The organism is Providencia sp. PROV032, from assembly GCF_028484875.1.
Taxonomy (GTDB): domain Bacteria; phylum Pseudomonadota; class Gammaproteobacteria; order Enterobacterales; family Enterobacteriaceae; genus Providencia; species Providencia rettgeri_E.
In genome coordinates this window covers 19,079-42,605 of record NZ_JAMPSX010000033.1, presented here as the reverse complement: position 1 = coordinate 42,605, position 23,527 = coordinate 19,079, and the positions used below count along the sequence as shown (strand labels likewise).

At 40.9% G+C, this 23,527-nt stretch carries 21 protein-coding genes; 14 read left to right on the top strand and 7 right to left on the bottom strand.

Annotated features, from left to right (window positions below; translation table 11 throughout):
• Positions 1-165: 165 nt before the first annotated feature.
• Positions 166-600, bottom strand: a complete 435-nt coding sequence (uspA, locus tag PSF42_RS18100; RefSeq protein WP_004263149.1) for a universal stress protein UspA — start codon at positions 598-600, stop codon at positions 166-168.
• A gap of 451 nt (positions 601-1,051) precedes the next feature.
• Here uspA and uspB point away from each other — a divergent pair, with 451 nt between their 5' ends.
• Positions 1,052-1,387 carry a universal stress protein UspB gene (uspB, locus tag PSF42_RS18095; RefSeq protein WP_125894647.1) on the top strand — a complete coding sequence of 112 codons (336 nt, stop codon included), beginning with the start codon at positions 1,052-1,054 and terminating at the stop codon, positions 1,385-1,387.
• A 132-nt stretch (positions 1,388-1,519) separates the two neighbouring features.
• Here uspB and pitA read toward each other — a convergent pair whose 3' ends face one another.
• Complete coding sequence (pitA, locus tag PSF42_RS18090; RefSeq protein WP_125894687.1) at positions 1,520-3,010, bottom strand: inorganic phosphate transporter PitA; 1,491 nt, start codon at positions 3,008-3,010, stop codon at positions 1,520-1,522.
• Positions 3,011-3,385: 375 nt separating this feature from the next.
• Between pitA and PSF42_RS18085 the strand changes: the two genes are divergently transcribed.
• Together PSF42_RS18085 and PSF42_RS18080 are read left to right on the top strand one after the other, a co-directional pair.
• On the top strand, positions 3,386-4,585 hold the full coding sequence (locus tag PSF42_RS18085; RefSeq protein ID WP_272680486.1) for an NAD(P)/FAD-dependent oxidoreductase: 1,200 nt from the start codon (positions 3,386-3,388) through the stop codon (positions 4,583-4,585).
• A gap of 504 nt (positions 4,586-5,089) precedes the next feature.
• Positions 5,090-5,788 carry a pirin family protein gene (locus tag PSF42_RS18080; protein ID WP_248467333.1) on the top strand — a complete coding sequence of 233 codons (699 nt, stop codon included), beginning with the start codon at positions 5,090-5,092 and terminating at the stop codon, positions 5,786-5,788.
• 67 nt (positions 5,789-5,855) lie between these two features.
• On the opposite strand, the gene pckA is transcribed toward PSF42_RS18080, so the two are convergent.
• From pckA to PSF42_RS18060, 4 genes are all read right to left on the bottom strand, one after another.
• Positions 5,856-7,475: a phosphoenolpyruvate carboxykinase (ATP) gene (gene pckA / locus PSF42_RS18075; RefSeq protein ID WP_125894640.1), complete on the bottom strand. Its 1,620-nt coding sequence runs from the start codon at positions 7,473-7,475 to the stop codon at positions 5,856-5,858.
• Between the two features lie 203 nt (positions 7,476-7,678).
• Positions 7,679-8,551: an Hsp33 family molecular chaperone HslO gene (gene hslO, locus PSF42_RS18070; protein ID WP_125894638.1), complete on the bottom strand. Its 873-nt coding sequence runs from the start codon at positions 8,549-8,551 to the stop codon at positions 7,679-7,681.
• 39 nt (positions 8,552-8,590) lie between these two features.
• Positions 8,591-9,001 (bottom strand): ribosome-associated heat shock protein Hsp15, encoded by a 411-nt coding sequence (hslR, locus tag PSF42_RS18065; RefSeq protein ID WP_004906574.1) that lies wholly within the window; start codon positions 8,999-9,001, stop codon positions 8,591-8,593.
• 64 nt (positions 9,002-9,065) lie between these two features.
• On the bottom strand, positions 9,066-11,159 hold the full coding sequence (locus PSF42_RS18060; protein ID WP_125894634.1) for an IgaA/UmoB family intracellular growth attenuator: 2,094 nt from the start codon (positions 11,157-11,159) through the stop codon (positions 9,066-9,068).
• 325 nt (positions 11,160-11,484) lie between these two features.
• On the opposite strand from PSF42_RS18060, the gene nudE reads away from it, so the two are divergent.
• A complete protein-coding gene (gene nudE / locus PSF42_RS18055; RefSeq protein WP_125894632.1) occupies positions 11,485-12,036 on the top strand; it encodes an ADP compounds hydrolase NudE in 552 nt (183 codons plus the stop codon).
• A 156-nt stretch (positions 12,037-12,192) separates the two neighbouring features.
• Here nudE and mrcA read toward each other — a convergent pair whose 3' ends face one another.
• Positions 12,193-14,709 carry a peptidoglycan glycosyltransferase/peptidoglycan DD-transpeptidase MrcA gene (gene mrcA, locus PSF42_RS18050; protein WP_272680485.1) on the bottom strand — a complete coding sequence of 839 codons (2,517 nt, stop codon included), beginning with the start codon at positions 14,707-14,709 and terminating at the stop codon, positions 12,193-12,195.
• 116 nt (positions 14,710-14,825) lie between these two features.
• Between mrcA and PSF42_RS18045 the strand changes: the two genes are divergently transcribed.
• The 10 genes from PSF42_RS18045 (at position 14,826) to PSF42_RS18000 (ending at position 23,513) form a co-directional block, all read left to right on the top strand.
• Positions 14,826-15,665 (top strand): pilus assembly protein PilM, encoded by an 840-nt coding sequence (locus PSF42_RS18045; protein WP_125894628.1) that lies wholly within the window; start codon positions 14,826-14,828, stop codon positions 15,663-15,665.
• A gap of 282 nt (positions 15,666-15,947) precedes the next feature.
• Entirely contained in the window at positions 15,948-16,214 is a 267-nt protein-coding gene (locus PSF42_RS18040) for a PilN domain-containing protein (protein WP_185746952.1), read from the top strand.
• Complete coding sequence (locus tag PSF42_RS18035) at positions 16,207-16,755, top strand: hypothetical protein (RefSeq protein WP_272680484.1); 549 nt, start codon at positions 16,207-16,209, stop codon at positions 16,753-16,755. Before PSF42_RS18040 ends, PSF42_RS18035 begins: the two co-directional genes overlap by 8 nt.
• Complete coding sequence (locus tag PSF42_RS18030; RefSeq protein ID WP_272680483.1) at positions 16,748-17,812, top strand: secretin N-terminal domain-containing protein; 1,065 nt, start codon at positions 16,748-16,750, stop codon at positions 17,810-17,812. The genes PSF42_RS18035 and PSF42_RS18030 overlap by 8 nt, the downstream gene beginning before the upstream one ends.
• A 507-nt stretch (positions 17,813-18,319) precedes the next feature.
• Positions 18,320-18,841, top strand: coding sequence for a shikimate kinase AroK (gene aroK, locus PSF42_RS18025; RefSeq protein ID WP_004906592.1), 522 nt, complete (start codon positions 18,320-18,322; stop codon positions 18,839-18,841).
• A gap of 48 nt (positions 18,842-18,889) precedes the next feature.
• The gene (aroB, locus tag PSF42_RS18020; protein ID WP_125894620.1) at positions 18,890-19,978 is read left to right on the top strand and encodes a 3-dehydroquinate synthase; all 1,089 of its coding nucleotides are present in this window, start codon (positions 18,890-18,892) and stop codon (positions 19,976-19,978) included.
• A 263-nt stretch (positions 19,979-20,241) separates the two neighbouring features.
• Complete coding sequence (locus PSF42_RS18015) at positions 20,242-21,150, top strand: SPOR domain-containing protein (RefSeq protein ID WP_125894618.1); 909 nt, start codon at positions 20,242-20,244, stop codon at positions 21,148-21,150.
• Between the two features lie 81 nt (positions 21,151-21,231).
• Positions 21,232-22,134 (top strand): adenine-specific DNA-methyltransferase, encoded by a 903-nt coding sequence (dam, locus tag PSF42_RS18010; protein ID WP_272680482.1) that lies wholly within the window; start codon positions 21,232-21,234, stop codon positions 22,132-22,134.
• 15 nt (positions 22,135-22,149) lie between these two features.
• Complete coding sequence (gene rpe, locus PSF42_RS18005) at positions 22,150-22,824, top strand: ribulose-phosphate 3-epimerase (protein ID WP_125894614.1); 675 nt, start codon at positions 22,150-22,152, stop codon at positions 22,822-22,824.
• Positions 22,821-23,513 (top strand): phosphoglycolate phosphatase, encoded by a 693-nt coding sequence (locus PSF42_RS18000; protein ID WP_125894612.1) that lies wholly within the window; start codon positions 22,821-22,823, stop codon positions 23,511-23,513. Before rpe ends, PSF42_RS18000 begins: the two co-directional genes overlap by 4 nt.
• Positions 23,514-23,527: the final 14 nt, after the last annotated feature.

Sequence of the window (23,527 nt, the reverse complement as noted above, 5' to 3'; positions counted from 1 at the left end):
ATATCATTAGTTTGTATTCTAAATTCAAGGTTTTTTTTCACTCAATAGCAAAATAAATTGCTTGACCTGCCAATAACTCCCTCAAGATACATATTTTGAAACAAAAAAAACGCCTGCATAAGCAAGCGTTTTTAGTGAATAATATTTCAAATATAGAGATATGGATTATTCTTCATCATCATTCAGTGGAACAATCAACATATCCACATGGACGGTATTGATTAACTGACGAGCAGACGACATCAGCTTGCTCCAGAAATCTTGGTGATGCCCACAGACCACTAAATCCATATTGTATTTTTTAATGGCATCGACCAGTACTTGACCTAGGTCACCGCTGCCACTGAGTGTTTCTTGAATTTCATAACCTGCACCCGCAGACAAGTCCTTCAGAGCATTACGCGTTTCATCAGTAATACGTTGCTGCATGTCTCCAAGATTGACATCAATAAGACCGGTATAGAGGTCTGAATAGTTAACATCAACATGGATCATAGATACTTTGGCCCCGTAAGGTTTTGCCATAGAGACAGCCTTATCCAGTAATACTTTACTTTCAGGTGATAAATCTACCGCAACGAGAATATGTTTGTAAGCCATAAGTAAACTCCTTCGGAATGCTGATTATCTGGTGGTTATGCCTTCACCACATTTTTATGAATACTATACCCGCTAATTGTGATTATTAAGTGTCGCTTTGATCACATCTAAGCAGATTAACCTTAAAATCATCACTGCATATAACATTTTATAAAACAATAACATCATTCATTCAATATTAATATATAGCCCTAAAAAATTCGAGTTATGGGAAATACTTTAGCTTAGAGAAACAACAAGGTTGTACAGCAAACTGTGATATCAAAGTTCAGTAACCCAAGTTTAATTTCTTCAATATAAACAAAAGGTCATCACAAATTTGCGCTAACTGCACTTTTTTTAAACAGTAATTTATCCTACAATAAAATAACTGAGTATAAGTACAATTTTTCTGCTGTATTTCCTTTGCGACAATTGCTGTGAGCTTGAGCTAGGTTCTAAGGAGAGGATTATGTTCAGTATGATTGCATTGTTTTGGGCATTATGCATTTTGTGCATCTTAAATATGATGCGGTATTTTTCTTCCATTCGTGCTTTATTATCTATTCTAAGGGACTCAGACCCTCTGCTTTATCAATCCGTTGATGGTAATGGTTTTTTTACTACACACGGTCAACTGAACAAGCAACTACGGTTAGTTCGATATATAAATAACAAACAATACCTTGAACATTATGACCCTGAGGTTATTTTGCGTTGTGAGCGGATCCGCAAGCAATTCATGATGATAAGCAGGCTCAGCATTCTTGTTGTCGTGAGCTTAGTCTATTTATTGATAACGGGTTAATTGTAATTAGTGACTGACTAATAAAAAAATAGTGATGACCTTACGATCATCACTATTTTGTATATGTAGATTACTGTGTTCATGTAACGGTTAAAGGCCCCATACTTATGCATGAAGCCAAAATTAGTGCGACTAGATAAACAGCAGCGATAGCCAGTACAACCCACCCGATAACACAATGGACACCGGTAAAGTTAATAACCATGCTAACGCGATGCTTTTAATGGTTTTTGTTTGTACGCCACCACCATCGACAACCATTGTCCCCGCAACGGCAGAAGATAAAACCTGCGTTGTTGAAACGGGCATACCAGTATAACTTGCCACGCCGATAGACACCGCTGCAGTCACCTGAGCAGAGACACCTTGCGCATAAGTCATGCCTTTCTTACCAATTTTCTCACCAATGGTCACAGCAACACGCTGCCAACCGAACATGGTGCCTAATGATAATGCTAAAGCAACCGCAATAATGATCCACAGAGGCGCATATTCAACGGTATACAGCAAATCATTACTGAGTTTTTTCAGCAAGCTGGCATCTTTCGAGCTTGTTTCTGGTAATTTCGCAACCGCATTCGCAGTATCAGAGATACACATCAGTAAACGGCGTGCGTGGTTACGTTGGTCTGGCGTCAACTCTTCGTAGCTTTGAATGCCATTTAGCATCGTTTGAGCTTGATTTAAAATAGCGGCAGTACGCGTGCTATCACAATGGAATTCGCCACCTGGTTCATCACTACTTTCTGCAACGGCAGGCGCATTTTCTATTGCATGGTTTAACGCTGGTTTATGTGTTTCATAGTATTGTTGCAGGTGGACAACCGCATCATGCGTTTTTGCGATGTCATAACCGTTAGAATTCATATTCATAACGAAACCTGCTGGGGCAACACCAATTAGCACTAGCATGATAAGACCGATGCCTTTCTGGCCATCGTTCGCACCATGGGAGAAACTTACCCCAACTGCTGACAAAATCAATGCAGTTCGGGTCCAGAATGGTGGCTTACGCTTACCATCTTTTTTCTCACGTTCCGCTGGTGTTAAGTGAATACGTCGACGTTTCTTTGTGCCACTCCAATAACGGCGCAAAAAGAAAATCATCAAACCGGCAATCACAAAACCGATAGCTGGAGACAAAATTAATGACATGAAAATACTGATCATTTTCGGTATATTCAAGGCATCAACGACAGACGAATCAGTCACAATCGCGTTGGTTAAACCCACCCCGATTATCGCGCCAATCAGCGTGTGCGAACTGGAAGCAGGGATACCTAAGTACCAAGTTCCAAGGTTCCAAATAATTGCAGCCAAGAGCAATGAAAAAACCATTGCAAGGCCGTGAGCTGAGCTCACATTGAGTAGGAGGTCTGTTGGTAAGAGGTGGACAATTGCATATGCGACGCTCAACCCTCCCAGCAAGACACCAAAAAAGTTAAAAACCCCTGCCATGACAACTGCGAACTGAGCCCGCATTGCTCTGGTATAAATAACCGTAGCTACCGCGTTAGCGGTGTCATGGAAGCCATTTATAGCCTCATAGACCAGCACAAATAACAGTGCCAGAACTAATAATAGACCTGTATGAAATTCTAAACCTGTAAAAAGATGTAGCATAGACGTTAAGCCATTATATGTTGGACATGAACGCGGCGCATTATCAGTGACAAACGCTGGCGGTGGAAGCAAAATCTAACCTTTTTTTGATTTAACTACTCATCAAAAAAGTACCCCATAGCAATTACCCCATATTTTTCAATAAATTAAAGCAATCAAACTTATTCTGAATTTTTGAAACTTTTTAACGATATTTCCAGAAAATAATCGTTGTTTGCTTTTTTTAGACGAATTTCTCTAATTATAATACGTCCTGTATAGTTTTCATCAGTTCTTCCTCGAAGCTTTACATTACAATCATGATGAGATGACGTAAAATATCCGTGTTGCTAATGTAATTATGCTTAAAATCAAACATATATAGAGACACTTACTGTGAAAAATTTCGACGTTATTATTTTAGGTGCTGGCGCAGCGGGTTTATTTTGTGCCTCACACTCTGGCAAACGCGGTTTAAAGACGCTAGTGGTTGATAACGGAAAAAAATTAGGCAGAAAAATATTGATGTCCGGTGGTGGTCGCTGCAATTTCACTAATATGTACGCAGAGCATAGCAATTACATTTCAACAAACCCGCATTTTTGTAAGTCAGCACTTGCTCGCTATACACAGTGGGATTTTATCGCTTTAGTTGATAAATATAATATTCCATACCATGAAAAAACCCTAGGGCAGCTTTTTTGTGATAATAGCGCACAAGATATCGTCGATATGCTGCAAAATGAGTGTAACTTACCGAATATAACGATAAAACTTCGCAGCGAAGTCACTGGTGTCGAAAAAATACCAGAGGGCTTTCTGGTCACGGTAAATGGGAGTCAAGTAAGTGCTCGCTCACTGGTTGTCGCAACGGGTGGGTTATCGATGCCAGGTCTTGGCGCCACACCATTTGGCTACCGCATCGCAGAACAATTTGGCCACTCGATTATTCCAACTCGTGCTGGCCTTGTGCCATTTACACTGCATAAGCCACTTTTAGAAGCGCTGCAAGTCCTTTCAGGGATCTCAGTCGCAGCAACCGTGACAGCTGCGGATGGGACGTTGTTTAAAGAAAATATTCTCTTTACCCATCGAGGCCTCTCCGGCCCTGCTATCTTGCAGATTTCTAGTTATTGGAACCCCGGAGAGTATGTGAGTATTAACTTACTTCCTAACCTTTCACTGAGCGACTTTTTAGCGGCAGAAAAGCAAGAGCACCCAAATCAATCCTTAAAAAATACCCTTGCAAAATTATTGCCTAAGCGGCTAATTGAAATCATGCAAGCCCAAGGGCAAATCCCTGAGTGCACCCTAAAGCAATTGAACCATCCGCAAATTGAAGTGCTGCATAACACGTTACATGCCTGGCAGGTTCAACCCAACGGGACAGAAGGTTACCGCACCGCAGAGGTGACCCTAGGAGGTGTTGATACCCATGAGATATCATCGAAAACAATGGGTTCACTGAAAACTGAGGGGCTATATTTTATTGGTGAAGTCGTCGATGTCACTGGCTGGTTAGGTGGTTATAACTTCCAATGGGCTTGGAGTTCTGCGGCAGCCTGTGCAGAAAGCCTGCCCATTCCCCCTAATTAATTTAAAGGGAACAATATCCGCGATGCCTTCTTGTTTGCATCCTTTTAACCGAATATATCTTAATCCATTGAAAAATAATGGTTAATATTTAACTCTATAGAAATCATATAATTGCAGTTTTAATTATAAGATATATTATTTTGGTTAAAAATAATGCTTCACAAACGATAGTGATAACTATTATCATTATCATTACTTCCTCGATACGGTTACTTAGTCACCTATTGTAAGAAGTACGACATTGCTCACATTGCTTCCAGTGTTTACTTTAGCCAGCCTTGCGCTGGCTATTTTTTTACCTACATCAATGGCTTAATTGGTTAAAATTCCCACATCATCATTTCCTATCCATTTTCTTCACTTATCTCAAACCTACTTGTTCAAATTTTTTGGATCCTATGGTTAACGGCAGCTACTTTTCTCTTTTCGCAAAATGGTTAAACTGTCATCAATACATTTAGAGCGAGTTCAACCAAGGTTGAAATCCGTACAGGAGAAAACACGATGATCTATTTACGCAAAGCAAACGAACGTGGTCATGCAAACCATGGATGGCTCGACAGTTGGCATACCTTTTCATTCTCTAGCTACTATGATGAGCAATTTATGGGCTTCTCTGCGCTAAGAGTGATTAACGAAGACTTTATTGCGGCTGGCCAAGGGTTTGGAACACATCCCCATAACGATATGGAGATATTGACCTATGTGCTCAATGGGACTGTCGAACATAAAGACAGCATGGGCAATATGGAGCAAATCCCTGCGGGTGAATTCCAAATTATGAGTGCGGGTACGGGTATTCGTCATTCTGAATACAACCCAAGCAATGAAGAAGAGCTACATCTGTACCAAATTTGGATCATTCCTGAAAAAACAGGGATTGAGCCGCGTTATGAGCAAAAACGGTTCGATTCCAAAGATGGCAAGCAATTGGTGCTATCACCGGATGCGCGTGATGGCTCATTAAAAGTTTATCAGGATATGGAACTGTGGCGCTGGGCATTGCCAGCTAATAAAACACACACTCATGCGATCGCAGATAAACGTGTTGTCTGGATCCAAGTCGTTAAAGGGAATGTTGAAGTCAATGGCCAAAAAGCAACCACCAGCGATGGTTTAGCCATTTGGCAGGAAACAGAGCTCACCATCAAAGCGAGTGAAGATAGTGAAATTCTGTTGTTTGACTTACCCGCCGCAGAATAATCATTTTCACAACAAAAAGGCTCTACCTAGGTAGAGCCTTTTTCTATTTATTGACTCACAAAGCCAATTACTGTTTTGGCCCTGCTTTCACCAGTGCAGCACCTGCTGGAGTATCCGTGTACTTATCAAAGTTATTCACGAAACGTTCCGCTAAGTCTTTCGCTTTTTCATCCCACTGCGCTTTGTCTGCATAAGTATTACGTGGGTCTAGGATATTGGTATCCACACCCGGTAATGCTGTTGGGACTTCTAAATCGAATACCGGCAGTTTAATCATGTCTGCTTTTTCGATATCGCCACTTAAAATAGCATCGATAATGGCACGTGTATCTTTGATGGAAATACGTTTACCTGTACCATTCCAACCTGTATTCACTAAGTAAGCTTTCGCGCCTACTGCTTCCATACGCTTAACTAATACTTCAGCGTATTGTGTTGGGTGCAGTGATAAGAATGCAGCACCAAAACATGCAGAGAATGTCGGGGTCGGTTCCGTCACACCACGCTCTGTACCTGCTAGTTTCGCCGTGAAGCCCGACAAGAAGTGGTACTGCGTTTGCTCAGGCGTCAAACGAGAAACCGGCGGTAATACACCAAATGCATCTGCGGTTAAGAAGATAACTTTTGTTGCATGACCTGCTTTAGAAACAGGTTTTACAATGTTTTCAATGTGGTAGATTGGGTAAGAAACACGGGTGTTTTCAGTTTTCGAACCATCATTGAAATCGACTGAACCATCTGCCAATACTACGACGTTTTCTAATAACGCATCACGTTTGATAGCGCCATAGATATCTGGCTCAGCTTCTTTAGACAGGTTGATCGTTTTTGCGTAGCAACCGCCTTCAAAGTTGAATACGCCGTCATCATCCCAACCGTGTTCATCGTCACCAATTAACTTGCGTTTTGGGTCCGTAGAAAGTGTTGTTTTACCTGTTCCAGATAAGCCAAAGAAAATGGCTACATCGCCTTTTTCACCGACGTTAGCGGAACAGTGCATAGATGCAATGCCTTTTAATGGCAACAGGTAGTTCATCATAGAGAACATACCTTTCTTCATTTCGCCACCGTACCAAGAGCCACCGATCAGTTGCATGCGTTCTGTTAAGTTGAACGCAACAAAGTTTTCTGAATTCAAACCTTGTGCTTTCCAATTCGGGTTAGTACATTTCGCACCATTCATAACGATAAAGTCAGGTTCAAAACCGACTAACTCTTCATCTGATGGGCGAATGAACATGTTTTTAACGAAATGCGCCTGCCATGCAACTTCAGTGATAAAGCGTACTTTTAGACGCGTATCAGCGTTCGCACCACAGAATGCATCAACGATAAATAAACGTTTACCTGACAGTTGTTCCGTCACTAAATGTTTGAGATCCGCCCAAACTTCTTGTGACATAGGTTTGTTATCATTTTTACCTTTACCTTGGTCTGCCCACCAAACTGTATCGCGAGTCACATCATCACGTACAATATATTTATCTTTTGGGGAACGGCCAGTAAAGATACCTGTATCAACCGCAACAGCACCTAAAGTAGTTACTGTTCCGCGCTCATAACCTTCAAGTTCTGGCTTAGTTTCTTCCGTGAATAATAGCTCGTAACTTGGGTTATAAACCACTTCAGTTACATCATGAATACCGTACTTTTCAAGTTCCTTCAGGGTAATGCTTTTAGCGCTCATTATATTGCTCCTGGTAAACATAACTAATCTGCGGATGATCATAATTCTTTACGACTAATTAACAGCGATTGCTATCAAAGAATTGAAAATGTATAATTTTTTTTAATTCATAATGAGACTTAGAGCACGTAATAATGCTTTAAAATTATAAAAAAAAGGTGCAGAATTGCACCCTTGTCACATAATTAGGTTGCTAAATCGTATCAGTGAAGTTGCTGATTTAGCTCATTATTTAACCCTTGAAGATCAGATTCAATAAATACATAGTGTGAGCCACAAAATTCACATTCCATATCAATTTTTCCATCTTTGTGCAAAATCTCGATAACATCTTCCTTCGGCAAGGTGGCTAACGTACCTTCACAACGCTCCCTTGAACAAGTACAACGAAACTCGACAGATTGTGGGTCATATAGCGTGACATCTTCTTCATGATAAAGACGATGTAAAATCTCTTTCACATCTAATGTGCTCAGCTCTTGGCCTTTAATTGTGGCCGTCAGTTGCACTAAATGGTCAAAGAAATCATGGCTAGTTTCATTTGCTGCAGGCAAAACTTGCAACAGCATGCCACCTGCACTTGGTTTCCCATCCACTTCACCCACGCGGATGAATAAACGGGTTGGTAATTGCTCGGATTGGCGAAAATAGGCATCAATGCTTTCTTCGATAGAATCCCCTTCGATCGCCACAATCCCTTGATAACGTTCACCTTGATTCGGTGTAATGGTAATCACCATAAAACCGTTACCAACCATCTGTTTCAGGGTGCTACCTGCTACAACGGGACCATCTACACGGGCAACGCCACGCATCTGTTGTAAATTATTGCCGTTGATAACCGCCAAATTGACAGGACCATCGCCTTGGATTTGAACAGTAATATCGCCATCGAACTTCAACGTTGCCGTCAATAAACTGGTTGCAACAAGTAGCTCTCCTAGCAAACCTTTTACCGCAGTTGGGTAGTCATGGTTTTCTAAAATGTGTTCAAAGGTTTCATCCACACTAATCATTTCTCCGCGAACAGAATGTTGTTCAAATAAAAAACGGTGGAGTGAGTCTTGGTTTGCCATAATATCTCTCTATTGCTTTGACTGTTGCTCAGGCCGTCATTAAGACGACTCATGAGAATTTGTTTGTTTAAACTTTAACAGAGTACGCCGTTCTTTCTTATCTGGACGTCGCTCTGGATGTGGCATCGTCAGTGCGTTCATCTTACGCGCTTGTGCCATTTTCTCTCGTTGTTCAATACTTTCTACGGTTTCACAGTACAATAACTGTGCTTCCGGTGCACCTTTGCGCTGGCTGCTGATCTGCATGATTTCAACCGTACGTTCATCATTACCTTGTCGAAGTTTAACGATTCCATGCAGCTCAACAATTTTTCCAGGCTTAGTTCTTTGTCCATTGTAATGGACTTTACCGCCTTCAATCATTTCACGAGCGACTGCACGCGTTTTATAGAATCGCGCAGCCCACAGCCATTTATCAAGGCGAACAGGTTCTATAGTGGATTGATTCATGGGGCCTCCTCGACATAAGTCTGAATCAAACTAAGAAGAGGCTCCCTCGATTTTCGGGATGATACTATCGACGATAGGGAGGGGGATTAGCCTCAAAACACTTATCATAATATTCTGTGATATTACGCAAACGCTTCTTATTATTCAAAACACGTAGCACAATCAACGAACCATTTAACAGTGCACACACCAACAAAAACAGCATAAAAAGCGTACTACATATATACTGAGATACCACTTTTGCATTGGGTTCTTCATGCAACACAATCTGCAGTGTGCCATTGGCATCTACGGATAAATGAGTAATAACCCCTTCAATATTGAACGGTGTATTGATCAGAAGATTTGATAACCGTTGCAACTCTTGCCAGCGCTGTAGTGGCGATTGCTCATTAAAAGAAGTTCCCGGTATCGAATCAACTAAAGGCTTATTTTCATCACTAATTAATAAAACACCACCAGGGGGAGGGCTATTAATTTTACGCACTTCTCTGTCTATTTCTGTACTGATAAAATCATATATGGTGTCTTCCACGATGTTTTCCAAGGCCTCGGCACTACCTGCACGTAATAAAACATGAGCCCCTGTTAATTTTCCCGCAGCCGCTTTTTTTACTAAAGTAGGCCAATCCTCTGTACTTCCTAGATTTGTCAGTGCATTTTTTAATTTTAGGCAATTATCAGAATTATGACACAGCTGCTCTGTTCCCAAAATAATAGCTGAAAAATCAAAGATAATATTCATCCCTGATTTCATAATATCGCGCTGTAGTCTTGGGTTAACACCTACCGAATTTTTATCTGGATGCAACTGGCTTTTGACAGTATCAAGCAATGTTATTGAGCGCTCAACAACTTCTGATTGGGGTTCGGTCAGTAAACTAACATCATTCCAATAAATACCTGAGCAATCAAACGGCACAAATTGCGCTTGGTTTTCTTTATTCAAATTTGGAGGGCGGTAACACATCCCTTTACCTTGGGCAACTAAGGTATCCCCAATTTTTATCTGCCGAGAAACGAGATCATTAGGGTCATCAACCTTAATTTTCTCTGTGCCACCTAGCCAAGCAAAACCAAGTTTTATCGGTAACCCCATCGGTTGATAGGCAAATATCAGCATCATCGTTAATAATGCCCCAACTAACATCAACACATTCTTTTTGAACCGTTTGTATGGATAATAATGTTCTTCTTCATGCAAAGAAAGGTATTTGCCGTGTCTAACCACCTCACCTGTCGTATAAAAATCAATATTAACAGCTTGGTTTTCTTCGTATTTTAAATAATTTGCCCAATGGCTGGGATAGTGCAAGTCAATACCTGCAATAGACGTATTCGTGGAATATTTTTTATCAAGCTCGCCATAAAGTTCCCAGCGCTTTGGTTGACCGCGAATACATTGAATATCTTGATATTTTCGAGGAAACATCCTAGAACGAAAGAGAATAAGTAACCCAACAATAAACGTAATCATGGTAATCACTAACCCCGATTCCTGTAATAACGGAATTGAAACGAGGGTTAAATAACCAAATAAAAAACTCAAGCAAATAGTTGCAGCGCCAAGCCAACCTGTAGAATGGTGTAACCGATACTCTTCAATCGTCTCTTTACGAACTTTCAATCGCTCAATACTATGTTCACCGCGTTCTTGAATTGCTGCATCAGACCATGTTGAGTCACTGGGTACACTGGTTTGCCATTCACCGCTGAAATCCTTCAATGAGTGGCTGTTCATTGAAATGATCAAGGGTAAATGGTCTGTTTCTACAATCTCCATGACATTTTGGCGTTGTAAGAAAGGTTCAAGCTGCGAAGGGAGCTGAACCTCAATAGTATCGATAAAATAGCGCCAGCTATTCCCTTGCTCTTGGCGTAAGTTAAAACGCGTTAATGAATGACAAACCGTGGCAATGATTGAATTTTTTTTGATCTGCCATGGATGCTGAGACGTATTTATTGAGATAGCAGAGCAATAATTTAAATACTGAGAGAGGGTTTGGTAATCTGAATCAATCATTTTTCTAAATGATGGTGACGCGACAGAAGGTATTTGATAGACGCCAGAACGCCGCCCCCGCCTAAAAAATAGGAAGGAAGCCATTATAGTTAGGCTAATAACAATTATAGCCGTTATAATGACATGGTTCAGCATTGTTTCCCCAATGAAAAATGAATAAGAAAAGCATATCAGCCCTCACACTTCCTAAAAATAAGCCGATTCCTATTCTATTTGTAGTTTTTATTTTAAATTACAACATCTTGTAAAAAATGTTTTATTTGTTTACCCATATTATTTGTTTGAGCCAATTATACTAACAGCATTTTATCTACTCGATAATATCTATCATTTTATTTTGATATAGGTCATAGTTGTATGATGATTTCAAAATACAGACCGGGCTAGATAAACTGTGTCCTGTAAATCAATGAAATAGGCTTTTAGCAATAGATTTTACTCATCCTGTTCGGAAATCGTTATGACAGAGTTAAAAAAACCTAAAATCTTGAATATTCAAGATGTTGCTCAATCAAAATTATTCAGCATTCAATCAGTTGACCTCGAATTTAGCAATGGTGAAAAACGAGTCTATGAAAGAATGCGGCCCGCAAAACGCGAAGCAGTTCTTATCGTTCCTATCATGGGTGATGACCTCATTCTCATTCGCGAATACGCTGTCGGGATTGAAAGCTATGAATTAGGCTTTCCCAAAGGTGCTATCGACCCCGGTGAGATCGCCATTGAAGCAGCCCAGCGTGAACTCAAAGAAGAAATTGGTTATGGCGCTAATCATATTATTCAGCTTGCCAAACTGACAATGTCACCCTCATACTTTTCGAGTAAAATGAATATTCTTCTCGCTCAAGATTTATACAGCGAAAAACTCGAAGGAGATGAACCGGAGCCTCTACAACAAGAACGATGGCCAATATCACGAATGATGGAATTACTCGAACACCCAGATTTCAACGAAGCTCGGAATATTAGCGCACTTTTCTATCTAGAACGTTACTTAAAAAGTATTAAGTAAAAATACGTTTTATTGTATCAGCGGAATGTTATTTCCATAACCCATCATGAATGTGGCTATGTAACCCACTGATATATTAGTTTTCTCTATAGAAAACACCCCATGTTTAAAATCAACAACGGGGTGCTAATTGTGAGAATTTAGCCAACAATTACGTTAAAATAACTCTTGGCTCCCCCCTCCTTCCGTAGAAATTGTCGTACCAACCTCTTGTACTGCATGTTCTTTCGGTTCCGTTCCTTCAATAAAATACTCACGGCGGGAAGAACCTAATTGGCCTGTTCGGCTATCAATAGATACAGAAATAACCCCTTTAGGCGGCTTCATTGTTTTGACAGGTACCCCGGCCAAAATTGACTTCATAAAGTCATTCCACATTGGCTGTGCGCTTTTGGCGCCAGCTTCACCGCGGCCTAATGTTCGCCTATTATCATCAAAACCTATCCATGCAGATGCAACAACATCTGGACCATAACCAGAAAACCACGCATCTTTCGAGCTATTCGTTGTTCCTGTTTTCCCACCAATATCACGTCGACCACCTAAGTCTCTCGCTGCACGCCAACCGGTACCAGACCAACCAGGCTCGCCATAGATATTGGTCATCATCGCATCCCTAATTAAGAATGCGAGTGGGGTATTAATCACATGAGGTGCATATTTATCAGCGGAGTTCCCATCTAAGTCAGCTGCCGTTGTTAGCGCCATTGTTGGCTCTTGTATCACCGAATTATCGCCCGATTGTGTCACTTCCTCGGTAGACTCATCATCAATACCTTTACTCGCAATAGTGCGTTCGGTATCCCCATAAATTACCGGAATATCCGTGCAATCAGGGCATGCTATTTTGGGATTGGCTTCGAAAATAACCTCATCATTATGATTTTCGATCTTCGAAATGTAGTATGGATCAATCAAATACCCGCCATTGGCCATGACGGCATACCCACGAACCATTTGCATTGGTGTAAATGACGGCGCACCTAACGCTAACGCCTCAGTACGGTTAATATTTTCCGCTGGAAAACCAAAGCGAGTCAGATAATCAGCCGCATAATCCACCCCCATGGCTCTCATCGCACGAACCATCACAACGTTTTTTGATTGGCCTAAACCTTGACGTAACCGTATAGGGCCATCATATCGAGGTGGGGAGTTTTTAGGGCGCCAATCAGAGCCCGCGCCTGCATCCCAACGGCTAATCGGCACATCATTCAGTAGTGATGACAATGTTAGGCCTTTATCCATTGCCGCTGTATATAGGAAAGGTTTAATATTCGAACCTACTTGGCGTAATGATTGGGTGACTCGGTTAAATTCACTCATATTGAAGTCAAACCCACCAACTAGCGCAATAATCGCCCCATCATTTGGATTTAAAGCAACAAATGCCGCATTCGCATCAGGTATTTGCCCTAACCACCAATTATCTTTAACTTTTCGAACCCAAATTTGCTCACCCACTTGCATGACTGCATTTACAGCTCTTGGCGCAGCACCTTGTTGGGTATCTGAAATAAATTTACGCGCCCAACGCACACCGGTCATTGTAATAGGAATTTGCGAACCATCAGCTAACGTCACTTGCGCTTCTGAAGCAGTCGCAGATGTCACAACTGCAGGCATTAAAGGCCCATAAACCGGCATTTTTTTCAATTTTTCGACAATCTGCTCTGCTGTCCAAGCCGTTTCATTCTGTTTCCATAAAACCTCAGCAGGGCCACGATAACCATGACGCGTATCGTAGTCGATCAAATTATTACGAACTGCCGTTGTGGCAGCTTCTTGATCTTTACGGATCACCGTAGTGTAGACTTTATATCCATCGGTATACGCATCTTCGCCATATTTATCAAATAAGGTTTGGCGCGCCATTTCGGCTAAATACGGCGCAGAAAAATCAATTTTCGGCGCATGATACGAAGCCACTATTTTTTCATTTTTTGCTTGTTCATACTGGTCTTGAGTAATGTATTTTTCCTCAAACATACGAGAAAGAACCACATTACGACGGCTGACCGCACGGTCATATGAATACAACGGGTTAAATGTAGAAGGAGCTTTTGGTAAACCCGCAATCATTGCAATTTCACTGAGGGTCAATTCATCCACTGTCTTACCAAAATAAACGTATGCAGCTGCCCCGACACCATAAGCACGGTTACCTAAATAAATTTTATTCAGGTACAGCTCCATAATTTCATCTTTAGTAAAAAGCTGCTCAATACGAATAGCCAAAAATGCCTCTTTAGCTTTACGCATCAAGGTTTTTTCAGGACTTAAATAAAAGTTTCTCGCGAGCTGCTGGGTGATCGTACTGGCCCCCTGGGAAGCGTGACCGGATGATGCCATGACGGTAACTGCACGGAAAATACCAATGGGGTCAATTCCATGGTGGTCATAAAAACGGCTATCTTCAGTAGCGATAAACGCTTTTATCATTAAAGGAGGAATTTCTGCCAGCGGTAAAGGAATACGACGTTTTTCCCCATATTGGGCAATCAATTCGTTATCTGCGCTGTATACCTGCATTGGAATTTGCAGACGAATGTCTTTCATTGTTGCTACATCAGGTAGCTCACCTTCAACATATTTATACATGCCATAAATCGAGGCGGTTCCCAAAAAAATGCAACAAAAAACAAGAATAAAAAAATATTTTACGAACTTCACCGGAAAATTCCCATGCTCGACTAACAAGAGGGTTTAGATATCACTAACACACAGTATAAAGCTTATACAGCACAATAGAAAACGTAATTTATTTGTTAATGATAAGGAAATTAATTATGTATACATCAAAGTGGAACATTGGAATCGACCTATATCAAGATAAAATACAGCTAGTCGCTGCAAAGCGGCGCAGACAATACTGGCACTTATGTGAATGTTGGCAACAACAATTACCATTCGAGCTGACGGATAGTTCGAGCCATGAACAGTATAAAATTTTACTGAATATTTTATTACAATGGCGTCAGAAATTACCTAAAAAGTGTTCTGTTTCCTTCGCATTACCTGCTGTTCGCACAATAAAACAACAAATTTCATTACCGAGTGAAATTAATTTGCCACAACCAGAACTCGGTTGGTATTTACAATCTCAAGCTGAAAAACGTTTTGCAATGCACGCCCAAGAGCTAGTTATCGACTATCGCGTCATCAAGCAACAAGTTTATTTTAATGGGGCTCGCCAGTCAGATATTACTTTTTGGCAAAACCTACTTACTGAAAGTGGGTTCAACCTGCTAGCTATTGATGTCGCCCCCATCGCTTTACGCTATGTGGCAAGAAATGCGGGTTTACCCGATGAATGCTGGGTTGTTCATTACCGACAAGGTGAATGGCTTTGGTCTGGGCCAATTAGCCAGCCAGCGAATTACAACCATTTGCAAGACACTGACATCCCAACAATTTCCCATTTACTGCCTTTTCTTGATCAAGAAAATACCGCACCCACTTCGCCTATCTACCTCATTACAGACCATCAACATACTCATCGTACTGCTGAGGTAGCTCATCTCTGGGAATTACGCCAAGCGTTTCAACAACATAATATTAAGTTACCCCAATTGCTGGGAGACTTTGTAATTGCAGCTGGTCTTGCTTTACGTCATGGGGATATCTAACTGATGGAACTATACCAAGTTAATTTTCTCCCTTGGCGCCAACAGCAAATAAAAAAGAAGATCCGAGCGTTTTTACTCTTTTGTTCTGTGATTTGCTGCTCGGTGATTACAACATGTATATTTTTATTTGTTTTTCAACAAATTGAGATAAACGAACTAAAAAACAGAAAGCAGAATAATCAACTGCAATACGAACAGATACGACAATTAACATTGCAAATCACAGATCAACAAACACAAATTAATCATTTAATGAGCCAAAAAAGAAAGGTAGATAACATCATGGTAAATAACCAATTTTTACTTGGCCTCTTACAAAATCTTTCAACAATAACGCCCCCCAAAAGCTGGCTAACAAATCTACAGTTAATGGATAACAAAATAGAAATCAAAGCTAACAGCTATGATTTTCAAGATATCAATTCGCTCGGCTTACAACTTAAAAATCACCCTGGTTTGAGTGACATTCAATTAAAAAAAATTAGCCGGGTGAATCAATTAAACCGTTTACACCTAACGGCCAAATATCAAGGAGAGCCCAATGAGTGAATCAACACATTCTTTTTGGTATCGCCCATTTTGGCAACAGACTCTACCTCTTTGGTTCTTAATTGCACTTTGTCTCACAACGGGATATTTTTTACACTGGAAGGAAAATCAAAACCAAATTATGGAATTAGCCACTGAAAACCTGAATTTAATTGAAGCTATCACAAAAGAAACCAAAATTATCCACCACTCACCCTCATTGCAACAGCTCGAAAAACAGACTCAATTATTAAAACAATCCGTTAATATTAAAGACGCGCCTCTTGAATCTCTTACACAGTTAAATACCTTACTTTCACATTCATCTGTCACACTTAACCAATTACAACCAACTGATATCAATACCTATTTCATGGAGTTCCAAGGCAATTTCATTCCTATTTATCACGTTATAGAACAGCTTCTTACCCTTCCTCAAACCCAAAAATGGCATTTTCATGATATAAAAATATATCTAAAACAAGGGATTATCGTAACTGCCATCTCATTTTCATTATTCAACGACTCTCTCGCTATCAAGGATGATAACCACAATGAATAGTTCGTTAATTAAAATTCCCATGGTGATTATTATGGGGCTCTTCTTTCTATCTTCATTTTTAGTCTCTGCCGAAGAGATCCGAGATCCTTTTGCACCGCTAGCACCACCTCTAGCAACAGAAAATCACCTTGGCTCAGAAGCCGTAATCACACCGATAGCGCCAAATAAAACGTCAATAACCGAAAAAATATTTAAATTAATCTCAATCAATGCCGAAGAAGTTCGTCATCTATTAGAACGTTCAGGGACGTCGTTATTATCAAAAAATGCATCTATCCATCACGATGTCACGACAAACAGCCTCATTATTAAAGATAGCCCAGAGCGATTAGCACTAATTGATGAATGGATAAAACATAAAGATAAGCCAAATAAACAAGTACAAATCACCGCACATATCATTAGTAGCAGCCGAACTGCATTACAAGAATTGGGGTTAGAGTGGGGAATGATGGCAGGAGGAAACATGAGTGCCAATCATTTACATCGCTACAACCGTTATTCTTCAACATCAGGGCAATTTTCCTTCAATGTGCTTAGCCTTAGTGATGGGTTACTTGAAATGAAACTAAAAGCATTAGAAAAAGAGAATCTGCTTTCTATTATTGCAAGCCCCCGCTTAGTTGCTTCACATCAACAAGCTGCAAGTATTCAGCAAGGTACAGAGATCCCCTATGTCACCAGCAGTGAAAAAAAAACACACGTACAATTTAAAGACGCTGTACTGGGGATGGAGGTCACCCCCGCTATTGCACGCGATGAAAAAATTGAGTTAATCCTTAAAATTAGCCATAACTCGCCTGATACTGCACTTACGAGCAGTCAACATCATCACTTGGCCATCAATAAGCAAGAAATCGCAACGACCGTCACCATTAAAAATAACGAAACCCTTATTCTTGGGGGAATTTTTCAGCAAAAACAAGAAAAAACAGAGATGGGGTTGCCTTTTTTATCCCACATCCCTTTCCTAGGAGCATTATTTACAAATACAGCAGAGCATACAGATAAGCGTGTCCTTATTGTTTTTGTAACACCAAAACTTATCAATATTTAATATTGAAGAAATAACACATATACTTCAAGTAGTTGAATACGCAATAAGTCAAAGATGACAAAAAAAAATATTTTTTATGCTATAAACCTACCGGATAAATTTGACGCTGGCGTCGTTTTAGCATACAAGGTTATCCATTGAGTGTTCTAACTATCCGTAGATTAAAGAACAAGCTGTCAGTCGCTTATAAAACAGCCACAATTAATGTTGCTCTACACTTAGCAGAAATAGCTTGATAATATCAATAGCTAAAAACTGTTAAAAACCATGATATACAATGCATTAGACAACATAGACGGCTCAAATATCGAAACCTGTAATTTGAAATATGGCACTTTGCATGCTTAGTGCCATATTTATATAGTTGCAATTCAGGTTGATGTATTGAGATAATTTTCTTATCTGATCTCACATCATCACTTATGAGGTTTCAGTTTAGGTCCCGCCGCTAATCTGATTGGCGGGGCGGGTAATCATTAACGAATAATCGTAGTAATACCAAAAAACATGGCAGAGAAACGCAATATCTTTCTGGTTGGACCAATGGGTGCTGGAAAAAGTACTATTGGCCGTCAGTTGGCTCAACAGCTTAATATGGAGTTTTTCGACTCTGATCACGAGATAGAAAAACGCACTGGCGCGGATGTAGGCTGGGTATTCGACCTTGAAGGCGAAGAAGGCTTTCGCGATCGCGAAGAAAAAATCATCAATGAGCTTACAGAGAAACAAGGCATTGTATTAGCAACTGGCGGTGGCTCTGTTAAGTCCAAAGAGACCCGTAACCGCTTATCCGCTCGCGGTGTCGTTGTTTATCTTGAGACCACAATTGAGAAACAACTATCTCGTACACAACGTGACAAAAAGCGTCCGCTGCTACAAGTTGACGAACCCGCACGTGAAGTACTTGAGAAACTGGCTGACGAACGTAATCCTATGTATGAAGAAATTGCTGATATTACTATTCATACTGATGAGCAAAGTGCAAAAGTTGTTGCCAGCCAAATCATTGAACTATTAGAAAAAAACTAATTATTCAAGGTGTTATTTTCAAAAATGAACTCAAGGTGGTAAAGCAAGATGGAAAAAGTCACCGTCACTCTAGGCGAACGTAGTTATCCAATCAATATCGCACCCGGCTTATATCAGCAAACAGGGGCGTTTTGGCCATTAACTGCGGGCCAACGAGCAATGGTTGTGACAAATGAAACTCTTGCCCCTATTTATCTCGATAAGATAAAGAATGCCCTTGAATCTTCAGGCGTAAAAGTTGATACCATCATTTTACCCGATGGTGAACAATACAAATCATTATTCATTATGAATGATGTATTTACCGCATTACTTGAAAAACACCATAACCGTGACACCACCCTCATCGCTCTTGGTGGGGGCGTCATTGGCGACCTAACAGGCTTTGCAGCAGCAAGCTATCAGCGTGGCGTGCGTTTTATTCAGGTCCCGACAACCTTATTATCTCAAGTGGATTCTTCTGTCGGTGGTAAAACCGCCGTCAATCACCCACTAGGGAAAAATATGATCGGCGCATTTTATCAACCAGCTTCTGTTGTGGTTGATCTCAACTGCTTGAAAACACTTCCACCAAGAGAACTCGCCTCAGGTTTAGCCGAAGTTATTAAATACGGCATTATCCTCGATAGTGCGTTTTTTAGCTGGCTAGAAGAGAATATCGATGCGCTCGCCTCTCTTGATGACCAAGCAATGGCCTACTGCATTCGCCGTTGTTGTGAACTAAAAGCACAAGTTGTTGCTGCGGATGAAAAAGAAACTAGTGGGTTACGTGCACTATTGAACTTAGGTCATACCTTTGGTCATGCTATCGAGGCACATATGGGTTATGGCGTCTGGTTACATGGTGAAGCTGTAGCCGCTGGTATGGTAATGGCAGCAAAAACAGCAGAATTACTTGGTCAATTTACTCCTGAACAAACTCAGCGAGTGGTCACACTTTTAAAACGAGCATCACTTCCCGTCAAAGGCCCTTCACAAATGAAGCCCGATGATTATCTCCCACATATGATGCGGGATAAAAAAGTGATAGGCGGAAAACTGCATTTAATTTTGCCTACCACTATTGGCCATTCGGAAATGCGTTCAGATGTTGATACGCAAACTGTTATTGCGGCAATCTCATCCTGTATGCCATAAAACGAAAAAAAAGCCGAATTTTCACTGGCATTTTAAAATGTTACTGGTAGATGTTCGCTAAAGTCGTTAAATTATACGGTATGCCTACACCTATAAACGAAATTCTAAAAAGCATATTATCAATACCACTTTGGCTAGCATGGTGTTACGAAAGAATATATGCTTTAAAAATAAGCAGCAATGTCCTGCTTGGTCGTTAAGAGGTTGTACTGATAAGAGACATTTTATCTCTACTATAGGCAAATTTTATTCGGGAGAGGAAAATGGACGAATTTAAACCAGATAACCAGCCTCAAGGTCAAAATGACCTTAGGCCAGATACATCAGATAGACCGACAGGGCGTTCACGCCAATCATCTGCTGCAAAACCTAAAATTGCACTCTCACGCCAACACATCATGATTGGTGTGGGTGTCTTAGTTTTATTGCTGCTCATTATTGCTATCAGTTCAGCGCTGAAAGCTCCTACAGAGCATGAAAAGCAACAAACAACGGGTGCCAATAATTCACAGAATATCGACTTATCGGGTTCCTCATCGTTGACTAACTCACAAAGTCAAACGCTATCAGGGCAACCACAAGAAATCACGGGTTCACAAATTGCGCCGACGCCAACCCAAGGCGAATCTCAAACTCAACCAAATGGTCTGGGAGAGCGAATCGAAATACCTGGCGATGTGGTTGATGCCTTAAATCAAGGCCAAGTTTCGGTGCCAGGCACTAGCCAGCCACAAAATACGACACCGTTAACGCCACCAACAGTGAAACCGGTCGAACAACAACCTGCCGTTAAACCAGTGGCGCCAGAAAAAACACCTGTAAAACCCGTTGAGCCAAAACACCCTGTGCAAACTAAACAGCCAGCGAAATCGACATCAACGGCGAGTAGCCAAGGTAGTAATATCATGTCTGCGCCAGCGGGTAGCTACACATTGCAGCTTAGCAGCGCAAGCCGCTCTGATACACTGGAAGCTTTTGCAAAAGAAAACAAACTGACCAATTACAAAGTCTATAAAACGATACGTAACGGGCAAACCTGGTATGTTCTTATTCACGGAAATTATAGTTCAGTAACCGCCGCAAAAAATGCAATAGGAACCTTACCTGCTGCAGTGCAAGCGAAAAAACCGTGGGTTAGAAATATGAAACAAGTCAAACAGGATCAAAAATAACAACGTTTTTCCCCGGGCGCATTATGTTGTCCTGACAGAGTACAATTTATTACTCTAAACGATTGTAATAATAAAGACGGCATGAAAAAAAAACGCGCTTTTTTAAAATGGGCTGGGGGTAAATACCCCCTTGTGGAAGAAATCAAAAAACATCTTCCACAAGGTGATTGCTTAATTGAGCCTTTTGTTGGTGCTGGGTCAGTGTTTTTAAACACCAGTTATGATTCCTACATACTGGCAGATATCAACAGTGACCTCATCAACCTCTACAATACAGTTAAAGACCGCGCTGATGCTTTTATCGAAGAAGCCCAGCAAATCTTCACACCTGAATATAATACTTCCGAACAATATTATTTAATGCGTGAAGCCTTTAACCAATCGACCGATACTGAGAAACGCAGTGTCCTTTTCTTATACTTAAACCGCCACTGTTATAATGGGCTATGCCGCTATAATTCTCGTGGTGAATTCAACGTTCCTTTCGGCCGCTATAAAAAGCCCTATTTCCCGAAAGAAGAATTACTGTGGTTTGCTGAAAAATCACAAAATGCGACATTTATAACTCAGCATTATGGTGATACGTTGCTCAATGCAAAAGAGGGAGCGGTTGTCTACTGTGACCCTCCCTATGCGCCTTTATCAGATACCGCCAATTTTACGGCATATCACACGAATTCCTTTAATTCGCTTGAACAACAAAACTTAGCTATTTTGGCGCAAAAGTTATCAACAGAAAGCAAAATCCCGGTACTGATCTCAAATCATGATACCCCGATGACAAGAGAGTGGTATTATCAGGCTCAATTACATATTGTAAAAGTACGTCGCACCATTAGTAGAAATATATTAAACCGGGCAAAAGTCAATGAGTTACTGGCGTTATATCCGGGTATACCTAATAGCCTTTCTCCTAGAAAAACGGATAAGAAAAAAATGCAGCGCTCTGTACCTAGTGCTGAATGGCTCTCAGATAACGATTAATAATCGGAGACAATTATGAAAAACTTTCTCATTGCCCCATCTATTTTATCTGCTGACTTTGCCCGTTTAGGCGAAGATACTGCCAACGTTCTGGCTGCTGGTGCCGATATCGTGCATTTTGACGTTATGGACAACCATTACGTGCCCAACTTGACGTTTGGCGCGCCTATCTGTAAAGCACTGCGAGACTATGGAATTACTGCTCCTATCGATGTTCATTTAATGGTCAAACCGGTTGATAGGATCATTCCAGACTTCGCTAAAGCAGGGGCAACGCATATCAGTTTCCACCCTGAGGCCAGTGAGCATGTTGATCGTTCATTACAGTTAATTCGCGAGAATGGTTGTACCGCAGGGCTAGTCTTTAACCCAGCAACCCCGCTGAGCTACCTTGATTATGTCATGGATAAAGTTGACATGATCCTACTAATGTCCGTCAATCCAGGCTTTGGTGGCCAATCCTTTATCCCACAAACCCTCAATAAGTTGCGCCAAGTCCGTAAACTCATTGATGAAAGTGGTTATGATATCCGTTTGGAAGTCGATGGCGGGGTTAAAGTTAATAATATTGCAGAAATTGCAGCAGCAGGCGCCGATACTTTTGTTGCAGGTTCCGCAATCTTCGATCAACCAGACTATAAAACCGTCATTGATGCAATGCGTAGCGAATTACAAAAGGTATCTCAATGACTGACATGGTATTAGAGAATATCAAAGCAATAGCTTTCGATTTAGACGGCACTCTTGTAGACAGCGCCGGTGGCTTAGCTGAAGCCATCGACAATATGCTAACAGAACTTGGCTTTTCACCCGCAGGTAAAGAGCGAGTCTCAATTTGGGTTGGTAATGGCGTGGATGTTTTAGTTGAACGCGCGCTTTCTTGGGCTGGCGCCCAAATAACCCCCGAGTTACAAAAAGCAGCGCGAGCCAGCTTCGATAAATTCTATGCCGTTTCTGTCACAACTGGCAGCGAACTATTCCCTGAAGTGAAAGAAACCTTAGAGCAACTAGCAAAACATGGCCTCCCTATGGGGATTGTTACTAATAAAGCGACGCCATTTATTGCACCGCTATTAAAGAAATTAGGTATTGAACACTACTTTTCTCTTGTGTTGGGTAGCGATGATGTTAAAGCGTTAAAACCGCATCCTGCCCCTCTTTACTTAACGATGGGAACATTCGGTTTACGTAAAGAAGAATTGCTTTTTGTCGGTGATTCTCGTAATGATATTATTGCAGCGAAAAGCGCTGAATGCCCGTGTGTCGGTCTGACCTACGGTTATAACTATGGTGAATCTATTGCACTAAGTGAACCGAACTGTGTATTAACACATTTTTCTGATTTATTACCTACAATCGGGTTATCTGAAATAAAATAAGCAAGGACATAACT